We start from the raw sequence: 20,107 nt of genomic DNA, 5'->3' as shown, positions 1-20,107 counted from the left end.
TCGTCAACACCTGGACACCTCGTGCCAGGTTGTTTATCGTCGTCACGTCACAAACGGCGTGCAGTGGGCGCGCCGCGCGAAGCAAAGGGGAAACGATGTCGCGCGTTCTTTCTACCGAGCAGGCCAAGTCGGCCATTCAGCAGATCCAGTCGATCGTCAACGGGGGCTTCACAGATCAGATCTCGCAGCTCGACGCCCAGGGCCGCATCCTGTCGGACCCGAATGTCTGGGACGGCCCCCTCGCCGCCCAGTTCCGCGGTTCGACCTGGCCCGAGACCAAGGCAGCCCTCGACAAGGCCAAGCAGGAGCTCGAGGAGCTGCGCACGCAGCTCAACTCGATCTCGCAGAACATCTTCTCGGCGGGTGGCGGCTCCTGAGCCCTTCCACCCTTGACGCGGGACACCTCGCGTGAGAACCGGCTCGCGGCCGCCCACGACACGGGTGGGCGCGAGCCGGTTCTGTTCTTCGGGTCGCGGAGAATGGATGCCGTGAACCCGCCCGTCTTCATCATCCCGCTCTGGGCCGATCTCACCGCGGTCGCTCTGGGCGGTGTGCAGGGCGCTCTTTTCGCCTCGGGCTTCCAAGGTCAGCGACGCCTCGATCTCCTGGGCGTCGCGATCATCGGCATCCTGCTCGGAATGGGCGGGGGTCTCATCCGCGACCTTCTCCTCGGCCTCACCCCCGCGACGCTGCAGAACAACTGGTATCTCCTCACCGCGACGGGTGCGGCCATCGTCGGCATGCTGCTGTCGGGGGTGTTCCAGCGGCTCAACCGGGTCATCGTCATGCTCGACGCGGTGGTGATCGGCCTGTTCGGCGTCTTCGGTACGAGCAAGGCGCTCGCTCTCGGACTCCCCGCCGTCCCGGCGGTCTTCGTCGGTGTGCTCGCCGCCGTCGGCGGCAGCGTGCTGCGCGACGTTCTCATGGGTCTTCCCGTCGCCATCATGCACGTCGGTTCGCTCTACGCGGTCGCCGCCGGAGGGGGATGCGCGGTCGTCGCCACCGCGGCTTCTTTCGGCGTGCCCCTCCCGATCGCCGCGGTGGTCGGCCTGGTCGTCACCACGATCATCCGAGTATTGGCTGTCATCTTCGATCTGTCTCTTCCGGAGCAGCGGAAGCTCTATCGTCGCAAGGTCGCCGTGGAGACAACGGGTATTCCGATCATTCGCCCTGAGAACGGTTCGCAGAGCTGATCGTCTGGACCACCCTCAGTCGACGGTGACCTCATCCCCCGCGCGGATGACCCCGCCACGTCCGACGGGAAGCAGAAGGATCCCGAGCGTCGCCTCGTCTTGCCCGAACTGGCGCGTGAGCACACCGAGCAACCGCGCATCTCGTTCGCCCGTGTCAGGATTCGCCATGATCGCCGCGCAGCGGCCGATCGGACGCTGCACCTCGAAGACGACCTCGCCGATGCGCACTCGGCCGCGCCAGTCGAGCTCGGCCCACGGTGCGGTCCCCGAAACGACGATGTTGGAGCGGAAACGGCGGTCGTCGATGGGCGCGGGAACCGTGGCATCCACCGCCTCCACGGACGCCGCCCCGTGCAGCGACACGAACCCCCGCGCGCGGTCTTGGAAGCGCGACGTGTGTCCGTCGCCGATGAGACGCAGGGGCAGGACGCCTTCGCGCTCGAGGGCGCCGGCTTCGGTTGTTGTCTCGATGTAGGCCGTGATGGCCGCTTCCAGCCGTTCACGCCCCGCGGCATCGAGCGGCGCGTCGGCCAGCAGGCGCCCGTCGGCGCGGAGGCTGAGTCGACCGTCGCGGAAAGTCGCCGTCAGCCGGGCCAGCGAGGGGAAGTCCATGAGGGCGAGACCGCGGCTCTTCGGCCAGGCCTCGAGTCCGCCGTCGTCGATCGGATCGACCGCGTCGGCGAAGCGGAAAGCGAGGACGCGGTCTCCCTGGATCCTGCCGTCATCCTGGACGATCAGCTCGTCTCGGCGCTCCGGCGTGAGGCCCTTGACGGGGTATCGGTAGAGGGCGGAAACGGTCGGCATCCCGCCATCCTCGCAGGTCGGCGTGTCTCAGTGTTCTGTGGTGGGGAGGATGCCGCTGAGCGCTCGTGCCACGTCTTCGGGGTCGGCCGCGTGGAGCGCGGGCAGTTCGAGGAAATGCCGCGCGATCGTCACGCCCAGAATGCTCGACACGAGAACAGCGGCGCGAAGCTCCGCATCGTCGCACGTTGCGGCGGCCGTCAGCTTCTCGGCGCGCTCCCTCAGGTGATCACTCATCGCTCTCGCCGCGTCCGGGGACGTGAGCATCGACCGCAGCAAGACACGGGTGGCGGCCGGAAGCTCGCGAAGCCGGACATCGAGCACCTCCGCGAGATGGCCCGGCACGTCACTCCCCTCGACCTCTGCCACCGGGGCGACGGCGAGGGCGAAGAGCTCCTGTTTGCTTCCGAAGTGCTGCATCACGAGAGACGGATCGACGCCGGCGCGGCGGGCGATGGCGCGGATCGTGGCTCCCTCTTTCCCGCGGTCGCCGAACTCGTCGCGAGCGGCGCGGAGGATGCGATCGGCGGTGGCGGCGCGACGCTCCGCACGCGACGGTGTGGATTCCATGTTCTCACTCTACAAGCGGTGAGCGAAGGTGTAAGGTTCTGCTCAACATGCGTTGAGTGGAGGATCTCATGGATACAACGGAACTCTCAGCTCACGCGTCGGTGCTGATCGTCGGCGCGTCGCGGGGACTCGGTCTCGCCATCGCGGAGGAGTACGCGAGACGCGGAGCGCAGGTCATCGCGACGGCGCGCCAGGCGGAACCCGACGCACTGAGCGCGCTGCAGCAGCGCTACCCCGGAAAGGTGGAGGTCGAACAGGTCGACATCGATGACATCGAGCAGATCGACGCACTCGCCCGGCGGCTGGGCGACCGCGAGGTCGATCTGCTTTTCGTCGTCGCAGGCGTCTCCCTCGCCCCGGTCGATCAGCCCGCAGCCGACATCGCGACCCCCGACTTCGTGCGAACGATGACGACGAACGCCCTCGGCGTCGTGCGAACGGTCGAGCGCCTCGCCGGGCACGTCTCGACATCCGGGACCATCGCGGTGATGTCATCGGGTCAGGGAAGCATCGCCAACAACACATCCGGGGGCTTCGAGGTGTACCGCGCGTCCAAGGCCGCCTTGAACCAGCTCATGCGCAGCTTCGCGGCGCGCCACGGGGGTGACGGCCGCGCGCTTCTGCTGCTCGCGCCGGGATGGGTGCGCACCGACATGGGCGGAGAAGGTGCAGGCTTGGAGATCTCCGAGGCCATTCCCCCGCTGGTCGACACCGTCGACGCACAGCGCGGGACGCCGGGTCTTCGCTACCTCGACCGCCACGGGGCGACCGTGCCGTGGTGACGCGGTCGCCCCGTCGGCTCAGGCGCGCGCGAGCACCTCTCCGTGCGGCAGCAGGATCCACCCGTCCGGGTCGGCGGCCCACTCGCGCCACGCGGCGGAGATGCGATGAAGAAGAGCGTCATCGGCGACCCCGAGCCGTCGCGCATGACCGGCGAACGCCGACGCGAGAACGCGATCCGCCCACATTCCACCCCACCAGGCGCGCTTCTCATCGGTGTCGAAGACCCAGACGCTCGCGCTGGCCTCGATTCGAGTGAACCCCGCTTCGCGGACCCAGGCCTTGAGGACTCGTCCCGCGTTCGGCTCCCCCGAGACGCCGCGGTGCACGGCGTCGTAGAGCACGAGCCATTCGTCGAGGGCCGGGATCCGCGGATGCCAGATCACGCCGCCGTAATCGACGTCGCGCACGGCCACCAGGCCCTCGGGTCCGGCTACCCGTCGGAACTCGCGCAGCGCGTCCACGGGGCGCGCGAGGTGTTGCAACGTCTGGTGGGCGTGCACGATGTCGAAGGACGCGTCGGGGACGTCGAGCGCGTATGCGTCGCCGGTGCGGAACTCGACGTTGGTGCGATCACCGATTGAGGCTCGCGCGACGTCGATGACATCCGGGGCGGCATCCACCCCGACGACACGCCCCGGGAAGACCCGGTCAGCGAGGTCGACGGTGATGGTGCCGGGACCGGCGCCCACATCCAAGATGCGTGCACCGGCAGACAGCGAAGACACCAGGTACGCCGCCGAGTCGGCGACGGTTCGTGCCGCGTGGGAACGCAGCACGCTCTCGTGGTGTCCGTGGGCGTAGGCCACGGTCGTCTCCGCGCTCGTTGTCAGACGCCGGCCAGCGCGCCGCTGGTCTGGCGGGTGCGGATAGCGCGATTCACGCCCGACACGATCGCCTTCAGCGACGCGGTCGAGATGTCGTTGTCGATACCGACACCCCACAAACGCTGGTCGTCGACCTGCAGCTCGATGTACGCGGCAGCCTGCGCGTCGCCACCTGAGCTCAGAGCGTGCTCGACGTAGTCGTAGAGCGTGACCTCGAAGCCCTGGGCTCGCACGATCTCGAGGAACGCCGCCACCGGGCCGTTGCCCACGGCGGACGCGGGGTTCGCCGACTCGCCGTCGCGCAGAGTGACGTCGAGATGCACGTCACCCGACATATCGCTCGAGGAGCGCGTCGACAGCAGCTCGAAGCGGCCCCAGCGCTGGTCGTCGTCCGTCGACGGCAGGTACTCGTCGGTGAAGATGTCCCAGATCTGATCGCTGGAGACCTCGCCGCCCTCCGCGTCGGTGCGGGCCTGCACGACGCCCGAGAACTCGATCTGGAGCTTGCGCGGCAGGTCGATGGCGTGGTCGGCCTTCAGCAGGTAGGCGACGCCGCCCTTGCCCGACTGCGAGTTGACGCGGATGACGGCCTCATACGAGCGGCCCAAGTCCTTCGGGTCGATCGGCAGGTACGGGACGGCCCACTCGATGTCGTCGATGCTCTTGCCCTCGGCCTCCGCGCGGGCCTCCATCGCTTCGAAGCCCTTCTTGATGGCATCCTGGTGCGATCCGCTGAACGCGGTGAAGACCAGGTCGCCGGCCCAGGGGCTGCGCTCGGGCACCGGCAGCTGATTGCAGTACTCGACCGTGCGCTTGACCTGGTCGATGTCGCTGAAGTCGATCTGCGGGTCGATGCCCTGCGTCAGCAGGTTCACGCCCAGGGCCACCAGGTCCACGTTGCCGGTGCGCTCTCCGTTGCCGAAGAGGCATCCCTCGATGCGGTCGGCGCCGGCCATGTAGCCCAGCTCGGCCGCAGCCACCGCGGTACCGCGGTCGTTGTGGGGGTGCAGCGACAGGATGACGTTCTCACGGTGGTTCAGGTTGCGGGACATCCACTCGATCGAGTCCGCGTAGACGTTCGGCGTGGCCATTTCGACCGTGGCCGGCAGGTTCAGGATGACCTTGCGCTCGGGCGTGGGCTGGAAGACATCGAGCACCTCGTTGCAGATGCGCAGGGCGAACTCGAGCTCGGTGCCGGTGTAGCTCTCCGGCGAGTACTCGTAGTAGACCTCGGTCTGCGGGATCGTCGACTCATACTTCTTGCACAGACGCGCGCCCTCGAGGGCGATGTCGACGATGCCCTGCTGGTCGGTGCGGAAGACGACCTCGCGCTGCAGCACGCTCGTGGAGTTGTACAGGTGGACGATCGCTTGCTTCGCGCCGGCGATGGCTTCGTAGGTGCGGGCGATCAGATGCTCACGAGCCTGCGTCAGCACCTGGATGGTGACGTCGGCGGGGATGAGGTCGTCTTCGATCAGCTGCCGGACGAAGTCGAAGTCCGTCTGGCTCGCCGAGGGAAAGCCGACTTCGATCTCCTTGTAGCCCATCTTCACGAGCAGATCGAACATGACCCGCTTGCGCTCGGGGCTCATCGGGTCGATGAGGGCCTGGTTGCCGTCGCGCAGATCGACCGCGCACCAGCGCGGCGCGACCTCGATGCGGTTGCTCGGCCATGTGCGATCGGGCAGGTCGACCCGGATCTGCTCGTGGAACGGACGGTACTTGTGCACCGGAGCGGACGTGGGCTTCTGGGTGTTCTTCATGGTGTGTCGCTTCTCTTGTTCGTGGTTCCCGCCCGGGAAGGGGCATCAGGAGGGGCCGACGACGAGCTCCGCGACGAGGATGGCCCTAGATCGAGGACTCGTCGCGGCAGCTAAGAAGAAGCAGACCACCGAAGCGCATTCTGCGATCGTACCAGCCTCGCGTCGGACGGTTCACTCCCCCGCCGTCCACTCGCGCTGCAGAAGGCCGAAATCGATCTCATCGCTCCAGCGCCCTTTGAACCACTCGTTCTCGATGAGGTGCGCCTCCCGGCGCATCCCCAGGCGCGCCGCCAGAGCGAGGGACCGGGCGTTCTCGGCGTCGATGCGCGCGACCAGTCGCCGGAGCCCGTACAGGCCGAATGCCGTGTCGATCAGGGCGCGTACGGCCTCGGTGGCAAGCCCTGCACCGGATGCCGCCGGGTCGATGACCCACCCGATCTCGGCGGTCCCCGTCAGGGCGTCGAGGTGGAAGAGCACGAGGTCGCCGACCACCGCGTCGTCGGAGGTCCGCTCGATGACCAGGACGACCCCGCCACGCTCCCCCGTCAAGGCCGTGCCCCCGAAGAGGTGGCCGATGCGGGAACGGATGTCGTCGGCTGTCTGCGGCTCGAACGGGAGGAACCGGCATACCTCCGCGTCGCCGCGGTAGCGCACCATCGCGGGGAGATCGGCATCGACGACCGGTCGCAGGCGCACCCTTCCTCGCCTCACGTCGAGCTGTGTCGGTGCCGGAGGCAGAACGAAAGGTGAAGAGGTCACGGCACCAGTGCGACCTTGCCGCCCGGGTGCCCGGCCATGACGAAGCGCACCGCGTCGACGGCTTCGGCGAGCGGGTACGTGCGGGCCAGCGGGACCTCCAGGGCCCCGGATGCCGCGAGCTCGAGGACGCGCGCTCGGGCGATGTCCCGGAACCGCGCGCTCTCGGGCCGAGAACCGGCGATCCAGAGGAAACCGTCTCGTTTCGCCCGCTCGGGATCGACGATCGTGACGATGCGGTCGCGCTCGGCGACGACGGCGAGCGAGACGTCGATCGCTTCGTCGGTACCGACGGCGTCCCACGCCGCCGCGATGGGCGCCCCGTTCGCCGCTTTCTCCACACGCTCACGCAGGCCCGGGCCATAGGCGACGGGGATGCCGCCGTATCCACGGACGCGATCCGCCGAGGCAGGCGAATCCGAGCCCACCGTGCCGATCACGCGGACACCGAGTTCACGCGCCTGCTGAAGGAGGCTCACACCCACCGCGCCCGAAGCCGCATGAAGGAGGACGGTATCGCCGGCCTCGACGCGGGTGACCTGGATCATCTCGGCGGCGGTGGTGCCGGCGAGCAGGAGGTTCGCTGCTTCCGGGTGGGACAGGTTCGCGGGCTTGGCGAACACATCGCGCGCGGGCACCGTGATGTCGGTCGCGTACGCTCCCTGCACGCGGAACGCGACCACGTCGTCGCCGACGGAGAGTTCACCCGTGCCGCCCACCGCGTCCTGACCCACCGCGACGACCTCACCGGAGAGCTCGTACCCGATCGGTACGGGGAAGGTCGCCCCGGGTCGTGCCTGAGCCACGTGCTTGGCATCCGCAGGATTGACACCCGCCGCGTGGACGCGGATCGTGACCTCGCCGCGACCGGGCGGGCTCACGTCGATCTCGTCGAAGCTCCACGTGTCGATCGGCCCCGGAGCCGACGCCGTCCACCTCTTCGCCATCATCGCGCCTTTCGTCGTACGGGTGCGGGTCGTTCAGAAACCGAGGCGGCCCAGTTGCTTCGCGTCGCGCTGCCACTCTTTCGCGACGCGGACGTGGAGCGACAAGTACACCCGACCACCGACGAGCGGCTCGATCCCGGCGCGGGCGCGGGCCCCGACATCGGCGAGGCGCGAGCCCTTGCGACCGATGATGATCGCCTTCTGGCTGTCGCGCTCGACGACGATATTGGCCCACACATCGGTCAGGTCGCTGCCCTCGCGGGGCGCGACGTCGTCGACGGTCACCGCGATCGAGTGCGGCAGCTCGTCGCGGACGCCATACAGAGCGGCCTCGCGGATGATCTCGGCGATGCGGTCTTCCACGGTCTCGTCCGTGGTCACTCCGGCGTCGTACAGCGCGGGCCCCTCGGGCATCAGCGCCAGCAACTCGTCGCTCAGTACGTCGAGCTGGTCGTTCGTCACCGCCGACAGAGGGATGACTGCGGCCCAGTCCTCGCGCAGGCTGTCGACCTCGATGAGGCGCTCGGTGATCTGCTCGCGTGTGGCAGCGTCGGTCTTCGTCACCAGCGCGACCTTCTTGGCGCGTGGATATCCCGACAGCGATTCGGCGATCCGCCGATCACCGGGGCCGACCTTCTCGGTCGCCGGAGCGCAGAACGCGATGACGTCGACGTCGCCGAGCACCTGTTCCACCAGGTCGTTCAGACGCTGGCCCAGGAGGGTGCGAGGGCGATGGATGCCGGGAGTGTCGACGACGACGAGCTGACCGCCGGGGCGGTTCACGATCCCGCGGATCGCTCGGCGGGTCGTCTGCGGCTTGTCGCTCGTGATGGCGACCTTCTCGCCGACGAGTGCGTTGGTGAGCGTCGACTTCCCGACGTTCGGGCGCCCCACGAAGGTCACGAATCCGGATCGGGTGTCGCTCATCTATCGTTCCTTTCGCGCGCGGATTCGTCCGCATCGGCGTCGTCGTCCGTCGGATCTGCACGCTCCACGAAGACGGTCGCGATGCCGCGATTGCGTCCCCGTGAGGCTCCCCCGGTCATTACCAGACCGGAGTGTTCTGCGGTGGCTCCGGGTTGCGGGATCCGCCCGAGAGCTTTGCCGAGGAGTCCGCCGATCGAGTCCACGTCTTCATCGTCGAGCTCGAGGCCGAACAGGTCGCCGACCTCGTCGAGCCCCAGGCGTGCACTCACCCGGTAACGGCCGTCGTCGAGGGCGACGACCTCGGTGGAGGGGGCGTCGTACTCGTCGGCGATCTCGCCGACGAGTTCCTCGATGAGGTCCTCGAGCGTGACCAGGCCGGAGATGCCGCCGTACTCGTCGACGGCGAGGCACACGTGCACCGCGTCGCGCTTCATCTGCTGGAGCAGCGTCTCGGCCTTCATCGACTCCGGAACGAACACGGCAGGTCGCGCGATCCGTCGGATGGGGGCATCACGCCACCCGGCTTCGTCGCGGAAGCCGAACTGGACGAGGTCTTTCAGATAGAGCATCCCCACGACGTCGTCGGCATCGTCGTCGGCGAGAGGGACGCGAGAGACGCCCTTCTCGAGGAACAGGGCGAGGGCTTCGCGGGAGGTGGCTGCGGCATCCACGGTCACCATGTCGGTACGCGGAACCATGACCTCGCGGACATAACGGTCGGTGAAGTCGAACACCGAGTGGATGAGCTCGCGGTCGTCCTGCTCGATGAGCTCGTTCTCGGCGGCCTCGTCGATGATGCTGAGCAGTTGCTCTTCGGAGGCGAACGACGTCGACTGCGACAGACCCGGGGTCACGCGGTTGCTGACCGACACGAGCCCGTGGGCGAGGGGCCCGAGGATGATGCGCATCCCGCGGATGAGGGGTGCCCCTCCGCGCAGCAGCCCCCGAGCGTGCTGCCGACCGACCGAGCGCGGGCTCGCGCCGACGGCGATGAAGGAGATGCCCGTCATCAGGACGGCGGCCGCCGCGATGGCGAGCCAGATGTTGTCGAAGATCAGCACGAACGCGGCCGTGACGAGGACGGCCGCGGTGGTCTCGGCGAGCACGCGGATGAATCCCACGGCCGTCACATGGGCGCTCGGGTCGTCGGCGATGCGCTGGAGGGCGCGGGCGTTGCGTCCGGAACTCCCCAGCTCGAGCAGGTCGGATCGGGAGGTGACACCCAGGGCCGCCTCGGACGCCGCCATCAACCCGCCGAAGGCGACGAGCAGCAGAGCGGCGACGAGGAGGAGAGCCTCGGTCATGCGCTGCGGCGGCGCTCGACGGCCTGGAAACCCGTGATGAGCTCGCGCTGCAGGCCGAACATCTCGCGCTCCTCGTCGGGCTCGGCGTGGTCGAAGCCGAGCAGGTGGAGCAGACCGTGCGTAGTGAGCAGGATCAGTTCGTCCTGCGTCGAGTGCTTGGCCGTGACGGCTTGCGCCTCGGCGACGGAGGGGCAGAGCACGATGTCGCCGAGGAGCCCGGCGGGAGTAGGTGCGTCTTCCGACCCCGGGCGGAGTTCGTCCATCGGGAAGCTCAGAACGTCGGTGGGACCCGGCTCATCCATCCACTGCACGTGCAGCGACTCCATCGCGCCCTCGTCGACGAGCACGATCGCCACATCGGCGTCGGCGCTCACATGGAGCTCGGCGAGGTTGTACTCCATCAGACGCAACAGCACCTGCTCGTCGATGTCGTAGCCGGATTCGTTGTTGATCTCGATCGTCATGAGCGGTTTCGTCTCGGGAGGTGATCGCGGGGACCCGCGGCCCGGGGGCCGCGGCGCTCCGCACGGTTGGCGAACTCGGTGGCCTCATCGCGCTCACGTCGCGCGACGAGGCGCTTCTCGTCGTACTCGGTGTAGGCGTCGACGATACGGCCCACGAGGGTGTGCCGGACGACGTCGTCGCTGGTCAAGTACGAGAAATGGATGTCGTCGACGTCGCTGAGAACCCGTGTGACGAGCCGGAGCCCCGACGCCCCCTGGGGAAGGTCGATCTGGGTGATGTCACCCGTGACCACCATGCGGGTTCCGAACCCCAGGCGCGTGAGGAACATCTTCATCTGCTCGGGCGTGGTGTTCTGTGCCTCGTCGAGCACGACGAACGAGTCGTTGAGCGTGCGTCCGCGCATGTACGCCAACGGAGCGACCTCGATCGTTCCCGTCGCCATGAGCTTGGGGACGATTTCGGGGTCCATCATCTCGTTGAGCGCATCGTAGAGCGGGCGCAGATACGGGTCGATCTTGTCGGTCAGCGTGCCCGGGAGGAATCCGAGCCGCTCCCCCGCTTCGACCGCGGGACGGGTGAGGATGATGCGGCTGACCTCTTTGCGCTGCAGGGCCTGCACGGCCTTCGCCATCGCGAGGTAGGTCTTTCCCGTACCGGCGGGCCCGATGCCGAACACGATCGTGTTCTCTTCGATCGCGTCGACGTAGGCCTTTTGTCCCGCGGTCTTGGGGCGGATGACCTTGCCACGCGACGAGAGGATCGCCTCCCCCATGACCTCGGACGGACGAGGGCCGCCGTCGGAGCGCAGCATGCGATTCGAGCTCGACACGTCGGAGGGGTCGAGTCCTTGACCGGACCGCGTCATCGCGAGCAGTTCGTCGACGAGTCCGCGTGCCGCGCGTACGGCGCCGGCCTCACCCGACAGTGTGACCTCGTTGCCGCGGACGTGCACGTCGACGGTGGGGTGCTCTTTCTCGACCACGCGCAGGAGGCGATCCTGCGGGCCGAGGAGCTGCACCATGGCGACGCCGTCGACCTCGATGCGATCGACGACGTGTTCTTCGGGGGAATCAGCCACCCAGGCTCTTTTCGTTCAGGCCGCCCGCGAGAACGTGGGCGTGCACATGGAAGACGGTTTGACCGGCACCCTCGCCGGTGTTGAAGATCAGACGGAAGTCACCGTCGGCGTGCTCGGCGGCCACGGTGTTCGCCAGTCCGACGACCTCGGTGAGGAGATCGGGATCTGCGGCGGCCAGCTCGACCACATTGCGGTACTGCTGCGTCTTGGGGATCACCAGCAGATGCACCGGGGCCTGAGGAGCGATGTCGCGGATCGCGAAGACGTTCTCGGTCTCGGCGACGATCTCGGCGGGGATCTCGCCCTGCAGGATTCGCGTGAAGATCGACGGTTCGCTCATGGCAGCAGTCTATCGACGGGCTCCGACACACGAGGCGGGTTGCGCCCGGCCACAGCTCACCAGCGCCCGTGGGCCGCCGACAGCACCGAAATCGCCGCGGCTCCCGCGGTCGAGGTGCGCAGCACCGTGTCTCCGAGGCGCACGAGCCGGGCACCCGCTTCGAGAAGCGCGTCGAGTTCCTCGGGGGCGATTCCTCCCTCGGGGCCGACCACCAGCACGACATCCCGGCCGTCGGAGGTCTCCGCGGCGACGGAGGTCAGGCGGTCGGATGCCGAGGGCTCCAGGACCAGCACGGTGGCCGTCGCGGCGAGCCGGACGAGGTCGGCCGTCCGCGCGATCCCGTCGACCTCGGGGATCCACGCGCGGTGGGCTTGCTTCGCCGCCTCGCGGACGATCGTGCGCCACCGGGCGAGACCCTTCTCAGCCTTGGCGTCCCAGCGCGAGACACTGCGGGCCGCCTGCCAGGGAACGATCGCGTCGATGCCCAACTCCGTCGCCGCCTGAACGGCCAGCTCATCGCGATCACCCTTGGCGAGGGCCTGCACCAGCACGAAACGCGGGACGGCAGCGGCGACGTCGACGCGTCCCGTGACACGCACGTCGACCTGCTTCGGCGTCGCGGCGACGACCACACCGTCGAGCCATGCGCCGTGGCCGTCGCCCAGTGTGACGGCCTCGTCGACACGGACACGGCGCACGGCCGCGGCGTGGTGCGCCTCGGCGCCGGTAAGGGAGATCGCGTCGCCCGGCTGAGCGGATGCCGCCTCGTCGGTGACGAAGTGCAGGGCCACGGTCAGTGCCGGAAGCGGTCGCGGAACTTGCTGAACATGCCCTGCTGGTGCTCCGCCAGGCGCGGCTTGGGCGCTTTCGTCCGTTTGGCGAACTCCTCGATGAGAGCGCGTTCCTTGTGGTCGAGGCGGGTGGGCGTGACCACGTGCACCCCGACCTTCAGGTCGCCGCGCTGGCTTCCGCGGAGCGGGGTGATGCCGCGTCCCTTGATCGTCAGCACATCGCCGGACTGCACGCCCGGTCGCACCTCGAGGTCGACCGAACCGTCGAGCGAGTCGATCGAGGTGGTCGTGCCGAGGATGGCATCCGGCATCGACACCTCGAGGGTGGCGACGAGGTCGTCGCCCTCCCGGCTGAACGACTCGTGCGTTTCGACCGTGACCTCGATGTACAGGTCACCGTTGGGGCCGCCGGCGGGTCCCACCTCGCCGGATCCGGGGAGCTGCAGACGCAGCCCCGACTCCACTCCGGCGGGGATGTCGACCGAAACCGTCCGCCGGGCGCGGACGCGGCCCTGACCCTGGCACGTGTTGCAGGGGTACGGGATGGTCGTGCCGTGCCCCTGGCAGACGTTGCACGGCTGGCTCGTGACGACGTTGCCGAGGAGGCTGCGGACCGTGCGCTGCACGTGGCCCGAGCCGTGGCAGATGTCGCAGGTGACCTCGCTCGTCCCGGGTGCCGTGCAGGCGCCCTGGCAGGTCTCGCACAGCACGGCGGTGTCGACCTCGAGGTCGCGGTGAACGCCGAAGACCACGTCGCCGAGCGAGAGGGTGACGCGCACGAGGGCGTCCTGCCCCCGTTCGCGCCGCGACCGCGGGCGCGGGCCGCGGCCACCGCCTCCCTGTGCTCCCCCGAAGAACGTCTCGAAGATGTCGCTGAAGCCGCCGAACCCGCCCGCTCCCCCGCCCCCGAAGGGGTTCTGGTCGCCGCCCATGTCATAGCGCCGCCGCTGCTCGGGGTCGCTGAGCACGTCGTAGGCGTGGGTCACGAGCTTGAAGCGTTCGGACGCGTCGGCGCCCGGGTTCACGTCAGGGTGCAATTGGCGGGCGAGGCGCCGGTATGCCTTCTTGATGTCTTCCGGGCTGGCGTCTCGTTCGACACCCAGGACCTCGTAGTGGTCAGCCACAATCGCCTTCCTGCCCGCTGATGCGGGGTTCGTTCTCGTCGGTGGTTCTCGTCGTCGCCGTGCGCGGTGTCAGCGCGCGCTGTCGTCGTCTTCGAGCATCCGGGTCAGATAGTGCGCGACGGCGCGGACCGCCGCGAGGTTGGAGGAGTAGTCCATGCGTGTCGGACCGAGCAGACCGACACGCGCTCCGCCCGTCGAGCCGTCGTACCGGCTGGCGAGGACGGACGCCTCGATGAGGCCGAACGGCTCGTTCTCACGACCGATGCTGGCCGAGAGGCCCTTGTCGTCGGCGACCATCTCGCTCATCAGGCGGAGCAGCGTCACCTGCTCCTCGATCGCCTCGAGCAGGGGATAGATGCTGCCGCGGAAGTCGGACTCGCGTTTGGCGAGGGTCGCGGTACCGGCCATCACGAGCCGGTCCTGGCGAAACTCCTCGAGCTCTTCGCCGACGACGCGCAGGATCGCATCCGTCACGGCGTCGAGGGCGACGCCCGGGCGAGGCCCCGCGGAGACGATCGACGCCACGTCTTGCACGCAATCGGCGACGCTGCGCCCGACGAGCGTGGCCCCTACATGCGCGCGGAGCTGGACGATGTCGGCATCCGTCGGTTCGATCGGCACGAGCGAGATGCGCTGCGAGACCCGACCGGTGTCGGTGACGAGGATCACGAGGACGCGCGGGCCGCCGAGGGCGACGAGTTCGACGTGCGAGACGTTCGCCCGCGCGAACGATGGGTACTGCACGATCGCGACCTGTCCCGTCAGCTGCGTGAGCGCGCGCACCGTGCGTGCGAGGAGGTCGTCGAGGTCGCCCGCCTGGTCGAGGAACGATGTGATCGCGCTCCGCTGCGCGGTGGAGAGGGGACGGAGCTCGGCCAGGTGGTCGACGAAGACGCGATACCCCTTGTCGGTGGGGACACGCCCCGACGAGGTGTGGGGCGCGACGATGAGCTCCTCGTCTTCGAGAAGAGCCATGTCATTGCGGATGGTCGCGGCGGACACCCCGAAGGCGTGGCGGTCGACGATCGCCTTACTGCCGACGGGTTCGCGCGTGTCGACATAGTCCTGCACGATCGCGCGGAGCACCTGAAGGCCGCGTTCCGACACCATGAGCTGCTCCTCCCGTTTGGCACTCCGGATACCTGAGTGCCAATTCTACGGGATCGGCGCAGCTGGTCGCCGGGGGCTCGCGGATGCCGCGCCGCGACAGACGCTTCTGGTGAAGACGAGCGTCTCTTCCGCGTCCGACGCCTGCGCCGTGCGCGGTCGGCATGCAGCCCCGCGTGCGATCAGGCCGTGAGCGCGCGCACCACGGCATCCGCCAGGAGGCGACCGCGGCGGGTCAGGACGATGCGCCCCCGCACGGCATCCGCGCCCTCGATGAGACCGTCGGCGATGAGGGATGCCACGGCCTTGCGGCCCTCGCCGAGGAGCTCGCTCACCGCGAGGCCCTCACGGATCCGGCTGCGCAGGAGCACCGATTCCAACCGTCGCGCCGTCTCGTCCGGCCGTTCGCGGGCCGCGGCGGGCGATTCCTCGCCGGCGAGTCGCTGCGCGTAGGCGGCCGGATGTTTGACGTTCCACCAGCGCAGCCCGGCGACGTGACTGTGGGCACCGGGGCCGAAGCCCCACCAGTCGGTGCCGCGCCAGTAGGCGAGGTTGTGACGCGAGCGATGCGCGGCGCCGCGAGACCAGTTCGACACCTCGTACCAGTCGTAGTCGGCCGCGGCGAGCAGCTCGTCGGCGAGCTCGTACATGTCGGCCTGCAGGTCGTCCGACGGCTCCGCCACGACGCCGGAACGGATCTGACGGGCGAGCTTCGTGCCGTCTTCCACGATGAGCGCGTACGCCGAGATGTGGTCGGGCTCGAGGGCCGTCGCGGCCTCGAGCGATGCCCGCCAATCGTCGAGAGATTCCCCCGGTGCTCCGTAGATGAGGTCGAGGGAGACGTCGAGCCCGGCCCGGCGGGCGGCGGCCACGGCGGTGGCGACGTTGGCGGGGTCGTGCGTGCGGTCGAGGGCTGCGAGGACGTGGGGCCGAGCCGACTGCATGCCGATCGAGACCCGCGAGACGCCGGCCGCGGCGAGCGTCGCCATGACGGCGTCGTCGACCGTGTCGGGATTGGCTTCGACGGTGACTTCCGCGCCGTCGGCGATCCCGAACTCCGCGCGCACCGCGTCGAGCATCTTCGCGAGGTCGCCGGGCGGGAGGAGCGTGGGCGTGCCTCCCCCGAAGAACACCGTGGATGCCGCACGGCGGCCGCCCGCGGCATCCATCACCTGTCCCGCCAGACGCACCTCGGCGACGAGTGTGTCGGCGAAATCGTCTTGCCGGGCGCCGCGCAACTCGCTCGCGGTGTAGGTGTTGAAGTCGCAGTAGCCGCAGCGCACGCGGCAGAACGGTACGTGCAGGTAGACGCCGAAGTCGGTCGCCGGGTCGATCGTCAGATCGTCGGGCAGCCGACCGTCCGCGGGAGCGGGATCACCGAGAGGAAGAGGCCCACCCATCAGGACGTGTACAGCGGCGAGATCGCGCGCAGGTACTGCGTGAAGAGTGCGCGACGGCGGCGACGCAGGCGGCTCGTGAACACCCGGTACGACGGCACGGTCGGACGGTCGAAAGCGCGCACGACGAACCACACCTCGTCGTTGTCGCGCCACTCGATCACGAACAGCTCCTCGCCGCTCACGATCGAGTGCCCGACGGTGCCGAGGATGAAGCCCACGCGTCGGGGCTCCTCGAAGACCGAGATGACGCGCAGCTCCGCGTCGGCGCGGTGGCCGTCGACCTTGCCGTGCAGGCGCACTCCGGTTCCCGGGCTGACGTACGGGGTGCCGTCGGCGGCGAAACGCTGCTCGGGCGCGAGGCTGCTGGGGGCCACGGGAGCGCCCTCGGCATCGAAGCCGACGCCGGAGTATCCCCCTCCTGATGCGGGGCGCACGTCGGTGATGTGGAGATCGCCCGAGCGCAGCGGAGCCCATGAGAGCAGCAGTTCGCTTGCCGCGGTGAACCGCTCCTCGCCGCTGCCGATGCGCCAGGCGTCTTCGGCGGGTACCGAATGCTCGGGCGGGTACTGCATGAGGTCGTGCGCCTGAGTGGCGCCGACCGCGGCGTAGTCGACCGTGTCGTCCGTGAAGTTCTGCCGGCGCATGCTGCCTCCCCGCTCTACTTCTTCGCCTCGACGTCTCCCGACAGGGCGGCGATGAACGCCTCCTGGGGAACCTCGACGCGGCCCACCATCTTCATGCGCTTCTTGCCCTCTTTCTGCTTCTCGAGGAGCTTGCGCTTACGGGTGATGTCACCGCCGTAGCACTTGGCGAGCACGTCTTTGCGGATGGCGCGGATGGTCTCGCGCGCGATGATGCGCGCGCCGATCGCCGCCTGGATGGGGACCTCGAACTGCTGGCGCGGGATGAGCTTGCGCAGCCGCTCGGCCATGAGCGTGCCGTAGGCGTACGCCTTCTCGCGGTGCACGATCGAGCTGAACGCGTCGACCTTCTCACCCTGGAGCAGGATGTCGACCTTGACGAGATCGGCGGTCTGCTGGCCGGCCGGTTCGTAGTCGAGGCTTGCGTAGCCCTGGGTGCGTGACTTCAAGTGGTCGAAGAAATCGAACACGATCTCGCCGAGGGGCATGTGGTACCGCAGCTCGACGCGGTCTTCGCTGAGGTACTCCATGCCGAGCAGGGTGCCGCGGCGCGACTGACACAGCTCCATGACGGTTCCGACGTAGTCCTTCGGGAGCAGGATGCCGACCTTGACGATCGGCTCCGAGACCGAGGCGACGCGGCCGTCGGGGTACTCACTGGGGTTCGTGACCGAGACGGTCTCACCGGTGTCGGTGGTGACCTCGTAGGTCACGGATGGAGCGGTGGTGATGAGGTCGAGACCGAACTCGCGCGAAAGGCGCTCGGTGATGATCTCGAGGTGCAGCAGACCGAGGAACCCGGCGCGGAAGCCGAAGCCCAGCGCGACCGAGGTCTCGGGCTCGTACTGCAGCGAGGCGTCGGAGAGCTTGAGCTTGTCGAGCGCTTCGCGCAGCTCGGCGTAGTCGCTGCCGTCGATCGGGTAGATGCCCGAGAAGACCATGGGCTTGGGGTCGGTGTAGCCGGGCAGCGCGTCGGTGGCGGGCTTGCGGTGGGTCGTGATCGTGTCGCCGACCTTCGACTGCCGCACGTCTTTCACGCCGGTGATGAGGTAGCCGACCTCGCCGACGCCGAGACCCTTGGTGGGAACAGGCTCGGGGCTGGACACACCGATCTCGAGAGCCTCGTGCGTCGCGCCGGTCGACATCATCTGCAGGCGCTCGCGCGGTTGCAGGGAACCGTCGATCATGCGGACGTACGTGACGACACCGCGGTACGCGTCGTAGACCGAGTCGAAGATCATGGCGCGCGCCGGGGCGTCGGCCTTTCCGACAGGCGCGGGGATCTTCTCCACGATCAGGTCGAGCAGCTCTTCGACGCCCATGCCGGTCTTGCCGCTGACGCGCAGCACGTCGGCGGGATCGCCGCCGATGAGGCCGGCGAGCTCGGCCGCGTACTTGTCGGGATCGGCGGCGGGCAGATCGATCTTGTTCAGCACCGGGATGATCGTCAGATCGTTCTCGAGCGCGAGGTAGAGGTTGGCCAGCGTCTGGGCCTCGATACCCTGGGCGGCGTCGACCAGCAGAATCGCGCCCTCGCACGCGGCGAGCGAGCGGCTGACCTCGTACGTGAAGTCGACGTGGCCGGGCGTATCGATCATGTTGAGGGCGAAGGTGCCGTCGGCGGTGGCCCACGGCATCCGCACCGCCTGCGACTTGATCGTAATGCCGCGCTCGCGCTCGATGTCCATGCGGTCGAGGTACTGCGCCCGCATGTCGCGGTCGCTGACCACGCCGGTGATCTGCAGCATGCGGTCGGCCAACGTCGACTTGCCGTGGTCGATGTGAGCGATGATGCAGAAGTTGCGGATCTGCTCCGGCGGGGTGGCAGACGGCTCGAGGGGCTTCAGGGCGCGCGGTGACATGTTCCGTCGATTCTACGGGGGCGGGCCGACATCACCGTCCGCGGATGCCCAGGCAGCAGATGTCCACCGCTCCTACAGTGGATGTCATGACGGTCCAGGTCGTGCTCGTGCACGGCATCCGCACGTCGGCGACGATGTGGCGCGCGCAGGTGGCCTATCTGCAGGAACGCGGCACCCCCGTCACCGCCGTGGATCTGCCCGGACACGGCACGCGCCGCGGCGAGGAGTTCACCCTCGACGAGGCGTTCGCGACCATCGACCGGGCGGTTCAGGATGCCGCGACCCGCGGGCCCGTGCTCCTCGTCGGGCATTCGATGGGCGGTCTCCTCTCGATCGAGTACGTCGGGCGAGAGGATCCGCCGCCCGTCGCCGCGTTCATCGCGGCCTCCTGCACGTCTCTCCCCCGCGGGGTGGGCCTCGCGGCCTACCGCTTCCTCGCGCGACGGTTCGACAGCCTTCCCGACCGGGGGTTGGCGCTCACCAACCGCGTGCTCGATCGGACGCTTCCGCCCGAGACTCGGCCGGACTTCGGCGCGGGCGGGTACGCCTTCGACGCACAGGACACGGCGCTGGCGTCGCTGTCGGTGCTCGATCTGCTGGCATCCGTTCGTCGTATCCGCGTTCCGCTGTGGTTCATCAACGGGCAGTGGGATCAGCTGCGCGTGAACGAGAAGCTGTTCGCCTCGCTCGCCCCGCACGCGGAGGTGATCGTCGTACCGCGCACCACCCACCTCGTCACCGCGATGCGGCCCAGGGTGTTCAACGCGCTGCTGGAGGTGGCGCTCACCACGATCGAGGCGTCGACCTGATAGAATCAGTCCTTGGCTTGCGTGTGGGGTTTTTCCCGACCTCCACGACCGCCGGTGCAGCGTCCCTCTACCGCTCGCCCGGCACTTCCAACACTCACTCAAACGAAAGACCGATGACGTGGCGAACATCAAGTCGCAGATCAAGCGCAACAAGACCAACGAGAAGGCGCACGAGCGCAACAAGGCCGTCAAGAGCGAGCTGAAGACGCACGTGCGTCGCACGCGCGAGGCCGTCCTGGCCGGTGACAAGGAGGCCGCCGAGAAGGCGCTCGTCCTCGCCACCAAGAAGCTCGACAAGGCCGTGAGCAAGGGTGTCATCCACCAGAACCAGGCCGCGAACCGCAAGTCGGCCATCGCGAAGTCGGTCGCCGCTCTCTGAGCCGCAGCACTTCTTCGACAGCCCGTCCCGCACTGTGCGGGGCGGGCTTCGTCGTTCTCGGGGCCGGGTGGTCGGCGGAGGGACGGGAGTGGTGCGTCCGACGATCTGGGCTCCGGCGCGGGGTGTAAGCCTTCCTCCGCGGCGAGGGGAGGAAATCCCGGGAGCGGAGGACGGCAGGGTCGCGTCTCGATTCTCCCGTAGCCGTATCTCCTGCCATCCCCGGGGGCGAGGTCGGACCGCCGC

General features: G+C 68.6%; 22 protein-coding genes. 5 read left to right on the top strand and 17 right to left on the bottom strand.

What is annotated here, in order from left to right; genetic code table 11:
* The first annotated feature begins 95 nt into the window (after positions 1–95).
* Both PIR02_16665 and PIR02_16660 read left to right on the top strand, forming a co-directional pair.
* Positions 96–377 (top strand): pyrophosphorylase, encoded by a 282-nt coding sequence (locus tag PIR02_16665; GenBank protein ID WZH36375.1) that lies wholly within the window; start codon positions 96–98, stop codon positions 375–377.
* Between the two features lie 111 nt (positions 378–488).
* The gene (locus PIR02_16660; protein WZH36374.1) at positions 489–1,193 is read left to right on the top strand and encodes a TRIC cation channel family protein; all 705 of its coding nucleotides are present in this window, start codon (positions 489–491) and stop codon (positions 1,191–1,193) included.
* 15 nt (positions 1,194–1,208) lie between these two features.
* Here PIR02_16660 and PIR02_16655 read toward each other — a convergent pair whose 3' ends face one another.
* Both PIR02_16655 and PIR02_16650 read right to left on the bottom strand, forming a co-directional pair.
* Positions 1,209–1,997 carry an MOSC domain-containing protein gene (locus PIR02_16655; protein WZH36373.1) on the bottom strand — a complete coding sequence of 263 codons (789 nt, stop codon included), beginning with the start codon at positions 1,995–1,997 and terminating at the stop codon, positions 1,209–1,211.
* A gap of 27 nt (positions 1,998–2,024) precedes the next feature.
* Positions 2,025–2,564 carry a TetR family transcriptional regulator gene (locus PIR02_16650; GenBank protein WZH36372.1) on the bottom strand — a complete coding sequence of 180 codons (540 nt, stop codon included), beginning with the start codon at positions 2,562–2,564 and terminating at the stop codon, positions 2,025–2,027.
* Positions 2,565–2,632: 68 nt separating this feature from the next.
* Here PIR02_16650 and PIR02_16645 point away from each other — a divergent pair, with 68 nt between their 5' ends.
* Positions 2,633–3,346, top strand: a complete 714-nt coding sequence (locus PIR02_16645; protein ID WZH36371.1) for an SDR family NAD(P)-dependent oxidoreductase — start codon at positions 2,633–2,635, stop codon at positions 3,344–3,346.
* Between the two features lie 18 nt (positions 3,347–3,364).
* On the opposite strand, the gene PIR02_16640 is transcribed toward PIR02_16645, so the two are convergent.
* The 15 genes from PIR02_16640 to lepA form a co-directional block, all read right to left on the bottom strand.
* Positions 3,365–4,153: a methyltransferase domain-containing protein gene (locus tag PIR02_16640; protein ID WZH36370.1), complete on the bottom strand. Its 789-nt coding sequence runs from the start codon at positions 4,151–4,153 to the stop codon at positions 3,365–3,367.
* Between the two features lie 20 nt (positions 4,154–4,173).
* Positions 4,174–5,934: a 2-isopropylmalate synthase gene (leuA, locus tag PIR02_16635; protein WZH36369.1), complete on the bottom strand. Its 1,761-nt coding sequence runs from the start codon at positions 5,932–5,934 to the stop codon at positions 4,174–4,176.
* A gap of 171 nt (positions 5,935–6,105) precedes the next feature.
* The gene (locus PIR02_16630) at positions 6,106–6,630 is read right to left on the bottom strand and encodes a GNAT family protein (protein ID WZH36368.1); all 525 of its coding nucleotides are present in this window, start codon (positions 6,628–6,630) and stop codon (positions 6,106–6,108) included.
* Between the two features lie 59 nt (positions 6,631–6,689).
* On the bottom strand, positions 6,690–7,637 hold the full coding sequence (locus PIR02_16625) for an NADP-dependent oxidoreductase (GenBank protein ID WZH36367.1): 948 nt from the start codon (positions 7,635–7,637) through the stop codon (positions 6,690–6,692).
* Positions 7,638–7,670: 33 nt separating this feature from the next.
* Positions 7,671–8,564: a GTPase Era gene (era, locus tag PIR02_16620; GenBank protein ID WZH36366.1), complete on the bottom strand. Its 894-nt coding sequence runs from the start codon at positions 8,562–8,564 to the stop codon at positions 7,671–7,673.
* Positions 8,561–9,868, bottom strand: a complete 1,308-nt coding sequence (locus PIR02_16615; protein WZH36365.1) for a hemolysin family protein — start codon at positions 9,866–9,868, stop codon at positions 8,561–8,563. Before PIR02_16615 ends, era begins: the two co-directional genes overlap by 4 nt.
* The gene (ybeY, locus tag PIR02_16610) at positions 9,865–10,332 is read right to left on the bottom strand and encodes an rRNA maturation RNase YbeY (protein WZH36364.1); all 468 of its coding nucleotides are present in this window, start codon (positions 10,330–10,332) and stop codon (positions 9,865–9,867) included. The genes PIR02_16615 and ybeY overlap by 4 nt, the downstream gene beginning before the upstream one ends.
* On the bottom strand, positions 10,329–11,354 hold the full coding sequence (locus PIR02_16605) for a PhoH family protein (GenBank protein ID WZH39030.1): 1,026 nt from the start codon (positions 11,352–11,354) through the stop codon (positions 10,329–10,331). The genes ybeY and PIR02_16605 overlap by 4 nt, the downstream gene beginning before the upstream one ends.
* A gap of 49 nt (positions 11,355–11,403) precedes the next feature.
* Positions 11,404–11,751 (bottom strand): HIT domain-containing protein, encoded by a 348-nt coding sequence (locus PIR02_16600; protein ID WZH36363.1) that lies wholly within the window; start codon positions 11,749–11,751, stop codon positions 11,404–11,406.
* Positions 11,752–11,807: 56 nt separating this feature from the next.
* Entirely contained in the window at positions 11,808–12,542 is a 735-nt protein-coding gene (locus PIR02_16595; GenBank protein WZH36362.1) for a 16S rRNA (uracil(1498)-N(3))-methyltransferase, read from the bottom strand.
* A gap of 2 nt (positions 12,543–12,544) precedes the next feature.
* Positions 12,545–13,666, bottom strand: a complete 1,122-nt coding sequence (dnaJ, locus tag PIR02_16590) for a molecular chaperone DnaJ (GenBank protein ID WZH36361.1) — start codon at positions 13,664–13,666, stop codon at positions 12,545–12,547.
* A gap of 69 nt (positions 13,667–13,735) precedes the next feature.
* Positions 13,736–14,776 carry a heat-inducible transcriptional repressor HrcA gene (hrcA, locus tag PIR02_16585; protein WZH36360.1) on the bottom strand — a complete coding sequence of 347 codons (1,041 nt, stop codon included), beginning with the start codon at positions 14,774–14,776 and terminating at the stop codon, positions 13,736–13,738.
* Between the two features lie 179 nt (positions 14,777–14,955).
* Positions 14,956–16,173: a radical SAM family heme chaperone HemW gene (hemW, locus tag PIR02_16580; protein WZH36359.1), complete on the bottom strand. Its 1,218-nt coding sequence runs from the start codon at positions 16,171–16,173 to the stop codon at positions 14,956–14,958.
* Positions 16,173–16,817, bottom strand: coding sequence for a DUF1990 family protein (locus PIR02_16575; protein WZH36358.1), 645 nt, complete (start codon positions 16,815–16,817; stop codon positions 16,173–16,175). The genes hemW and PIR02_16575 overlap by 1 nt, the downstream gene beginning before the upstream one ends.
* A gap of 14 nt (positions 16,818–16,831) precedes the next feature.
* Positions 16,832–18,676 carry a translation elongation factor 4 gene (lepA, locus tag PIR02_16570; GenBank protein WZH36357.1) on the bottom strand — a complete coding sequence of 615 codons (1,845 nt, stop codon included), beginning with the start codon at positions 18,674–18,676 and terminating at the stop codon, positions 16,832–16,834.
* Positions 18,677–18,762: 86 nt separating this feature from the next.
* Here lepA and PIR02_16565 point away from each other — a divergent pair, with 86 nt between their 5' ends.
* Positions 18,763–19,485, top strand: coding sequence for an alpha/beta hydrolase (locus PIR02_16565; GenBank protein WZH36356.1), 723 nt, complete (start codon positions 18,763–18,765; stop codon positions 19,483–19,485).
* A 118-nt stretch (positions 19,486–19,603) separates the two neighbouring features.
* Entirely contained in the window at positions 19,604–19,864 is a 261-nt protein-coding gene (rpsT, locus tag PIR02_16560) for a 30S ribosomal protein S20 (protein ID WZH36355.1), read from the top strand.
* The last annotated feature ends 243 nt before the right edge of the window (positions 19,865–20,107 follow it).

Source organism: Microbacterium enclense (genome assembly GCA_038182865.1).
Taxonomy (GTDB): domain Bacteria; phylum Actinomycetota; class Actinomycetes; order Actinomycetales; family Microbacteriaceae; genus Microbacterium; species Microbacterium enclense_B.
The sequence above is the reverse complement of the archived record's forward strand: the minus strand, read 5'-3'. Positions and strand labels throughout refer to the sequence as shown.

What these genes read in the sequence shown, in the direction of transcription:
- PIR02_16665 (WZH36375.1), top strand. Translation starts at nt 96, where the DNA reads ATGTCGCGCGTTCTTTCTACCGAGCAGGCCAAGTCGGCCATTCAGCAG.
- PIR02_16655 (WZH36373.1), bottom strand. Translation starts at nt 1,997, where the DNA reads ATGCCGACCGTTTCCGCCCTCTACCGATACCCCGTCAAGGGCCTCACG.
- PIR02_16650 (WZH36372.1), bottom strand. Translation starts at nt 2,564, where the DNA reads ATGGAATCCACACCGTCGCGTGCGGAGCGTCGCGCCGCCACCGCCGAT.
- PIR02_16645 (WZH36371.1), top strand. Translation starts at nt 2,633, where the DNA reads ATGGATACAACGGAACTCTCAGCTCACGCGTCGGTGCTGATCGTCGGC.
- leuA (WZH36369.1), bottom strand. Translation starts at nt 5,934, where the DNA reads ATGAAGAACACCCAGAAGCCCACGTCCGCTCCGGTGCACAAGTACCGT.
- PIR02_16625 (WZH36367.1), bottom strand. Translation starts at nt 7,637, where the DNA reads ATGGCGAAGAGGTGGACGGCGTCGGCTCCGGGGCCGATCGACACGTGG.
- era (WZH36366.1), bottom strand. Translation starts at nt 8,564, where the DNA reads ATGAGCGACACCCGATCCGGATTCGTGACCTTCGTGGGGCGCCCGAAC.
- PIR02_16615 (WZH36365.1), bottom strand. Translation starts at nt 9,868, where the DNA reads ATGACCGAGGCTCTCCTCCTCGTCGCCGCTCTGCTGCTCGTCGCCTTC.
- ybeY (WZH36364.1), bottom strand. Translation starts at nt 10,332, where the DNA reads ATGACGATCGAGATCAACAACGAATCCGGCTACGACATCGACGAGCAG.
- PIR02_16605 (WZH39030.1), bottom strand. Translation starts at nt 11,354, where the DNA reads ATGGTGCAGCTCCTCGGCCCGCAGGATCGCCTCCTGCGCGTGGTCGAG.
- PIR02_16600 (WZH36363.1), bottom strand. Translation starts at nt 11,751, where the DNA reads ATGAGCGAACCGTCGATCTTCACGCGAATCCTGCAGGGCGAGATCCCC.
- hrcA (WZH36360.1), bottom strand. Translation starts at nt 14,776, where the DNA reads ATGGTGTCGGAACGCGGCCTTCAGGTGCTCCGCGCGATCGTGCAGGAC.
- hemW (WZH36359.1), bottom strand. Translation starts at nt 16,173, where the DNA reads ATGGGTGGGCCTCTTCCTCTCGGTGATCCCGCTCCCGCGGACGGTCGG.
- PIR02_16575 (WZH36358.1), bottom strand. Translation starts at nt 16,817, where the DNA reads ATGCGCCGGCAGAACTTCACGGACGACACGGTCGACTACGCCGCGGTC.
- lepA (WZH36357.1), bottom strand. Translation starts at nt 18,676, where the DNA reads ATGTCACCGCGCGCCCTGAAGCCCCTCGAGCCGTCTGCCACCCCGCCG.
- PIR02_16565 (WZH36356.1), top strand. Translation starts at nt 18,763, where the DNA reads ATGACGGTCCAGGTCGTGCTCGTGCACGGCATCCGCACGTCGGCGACG.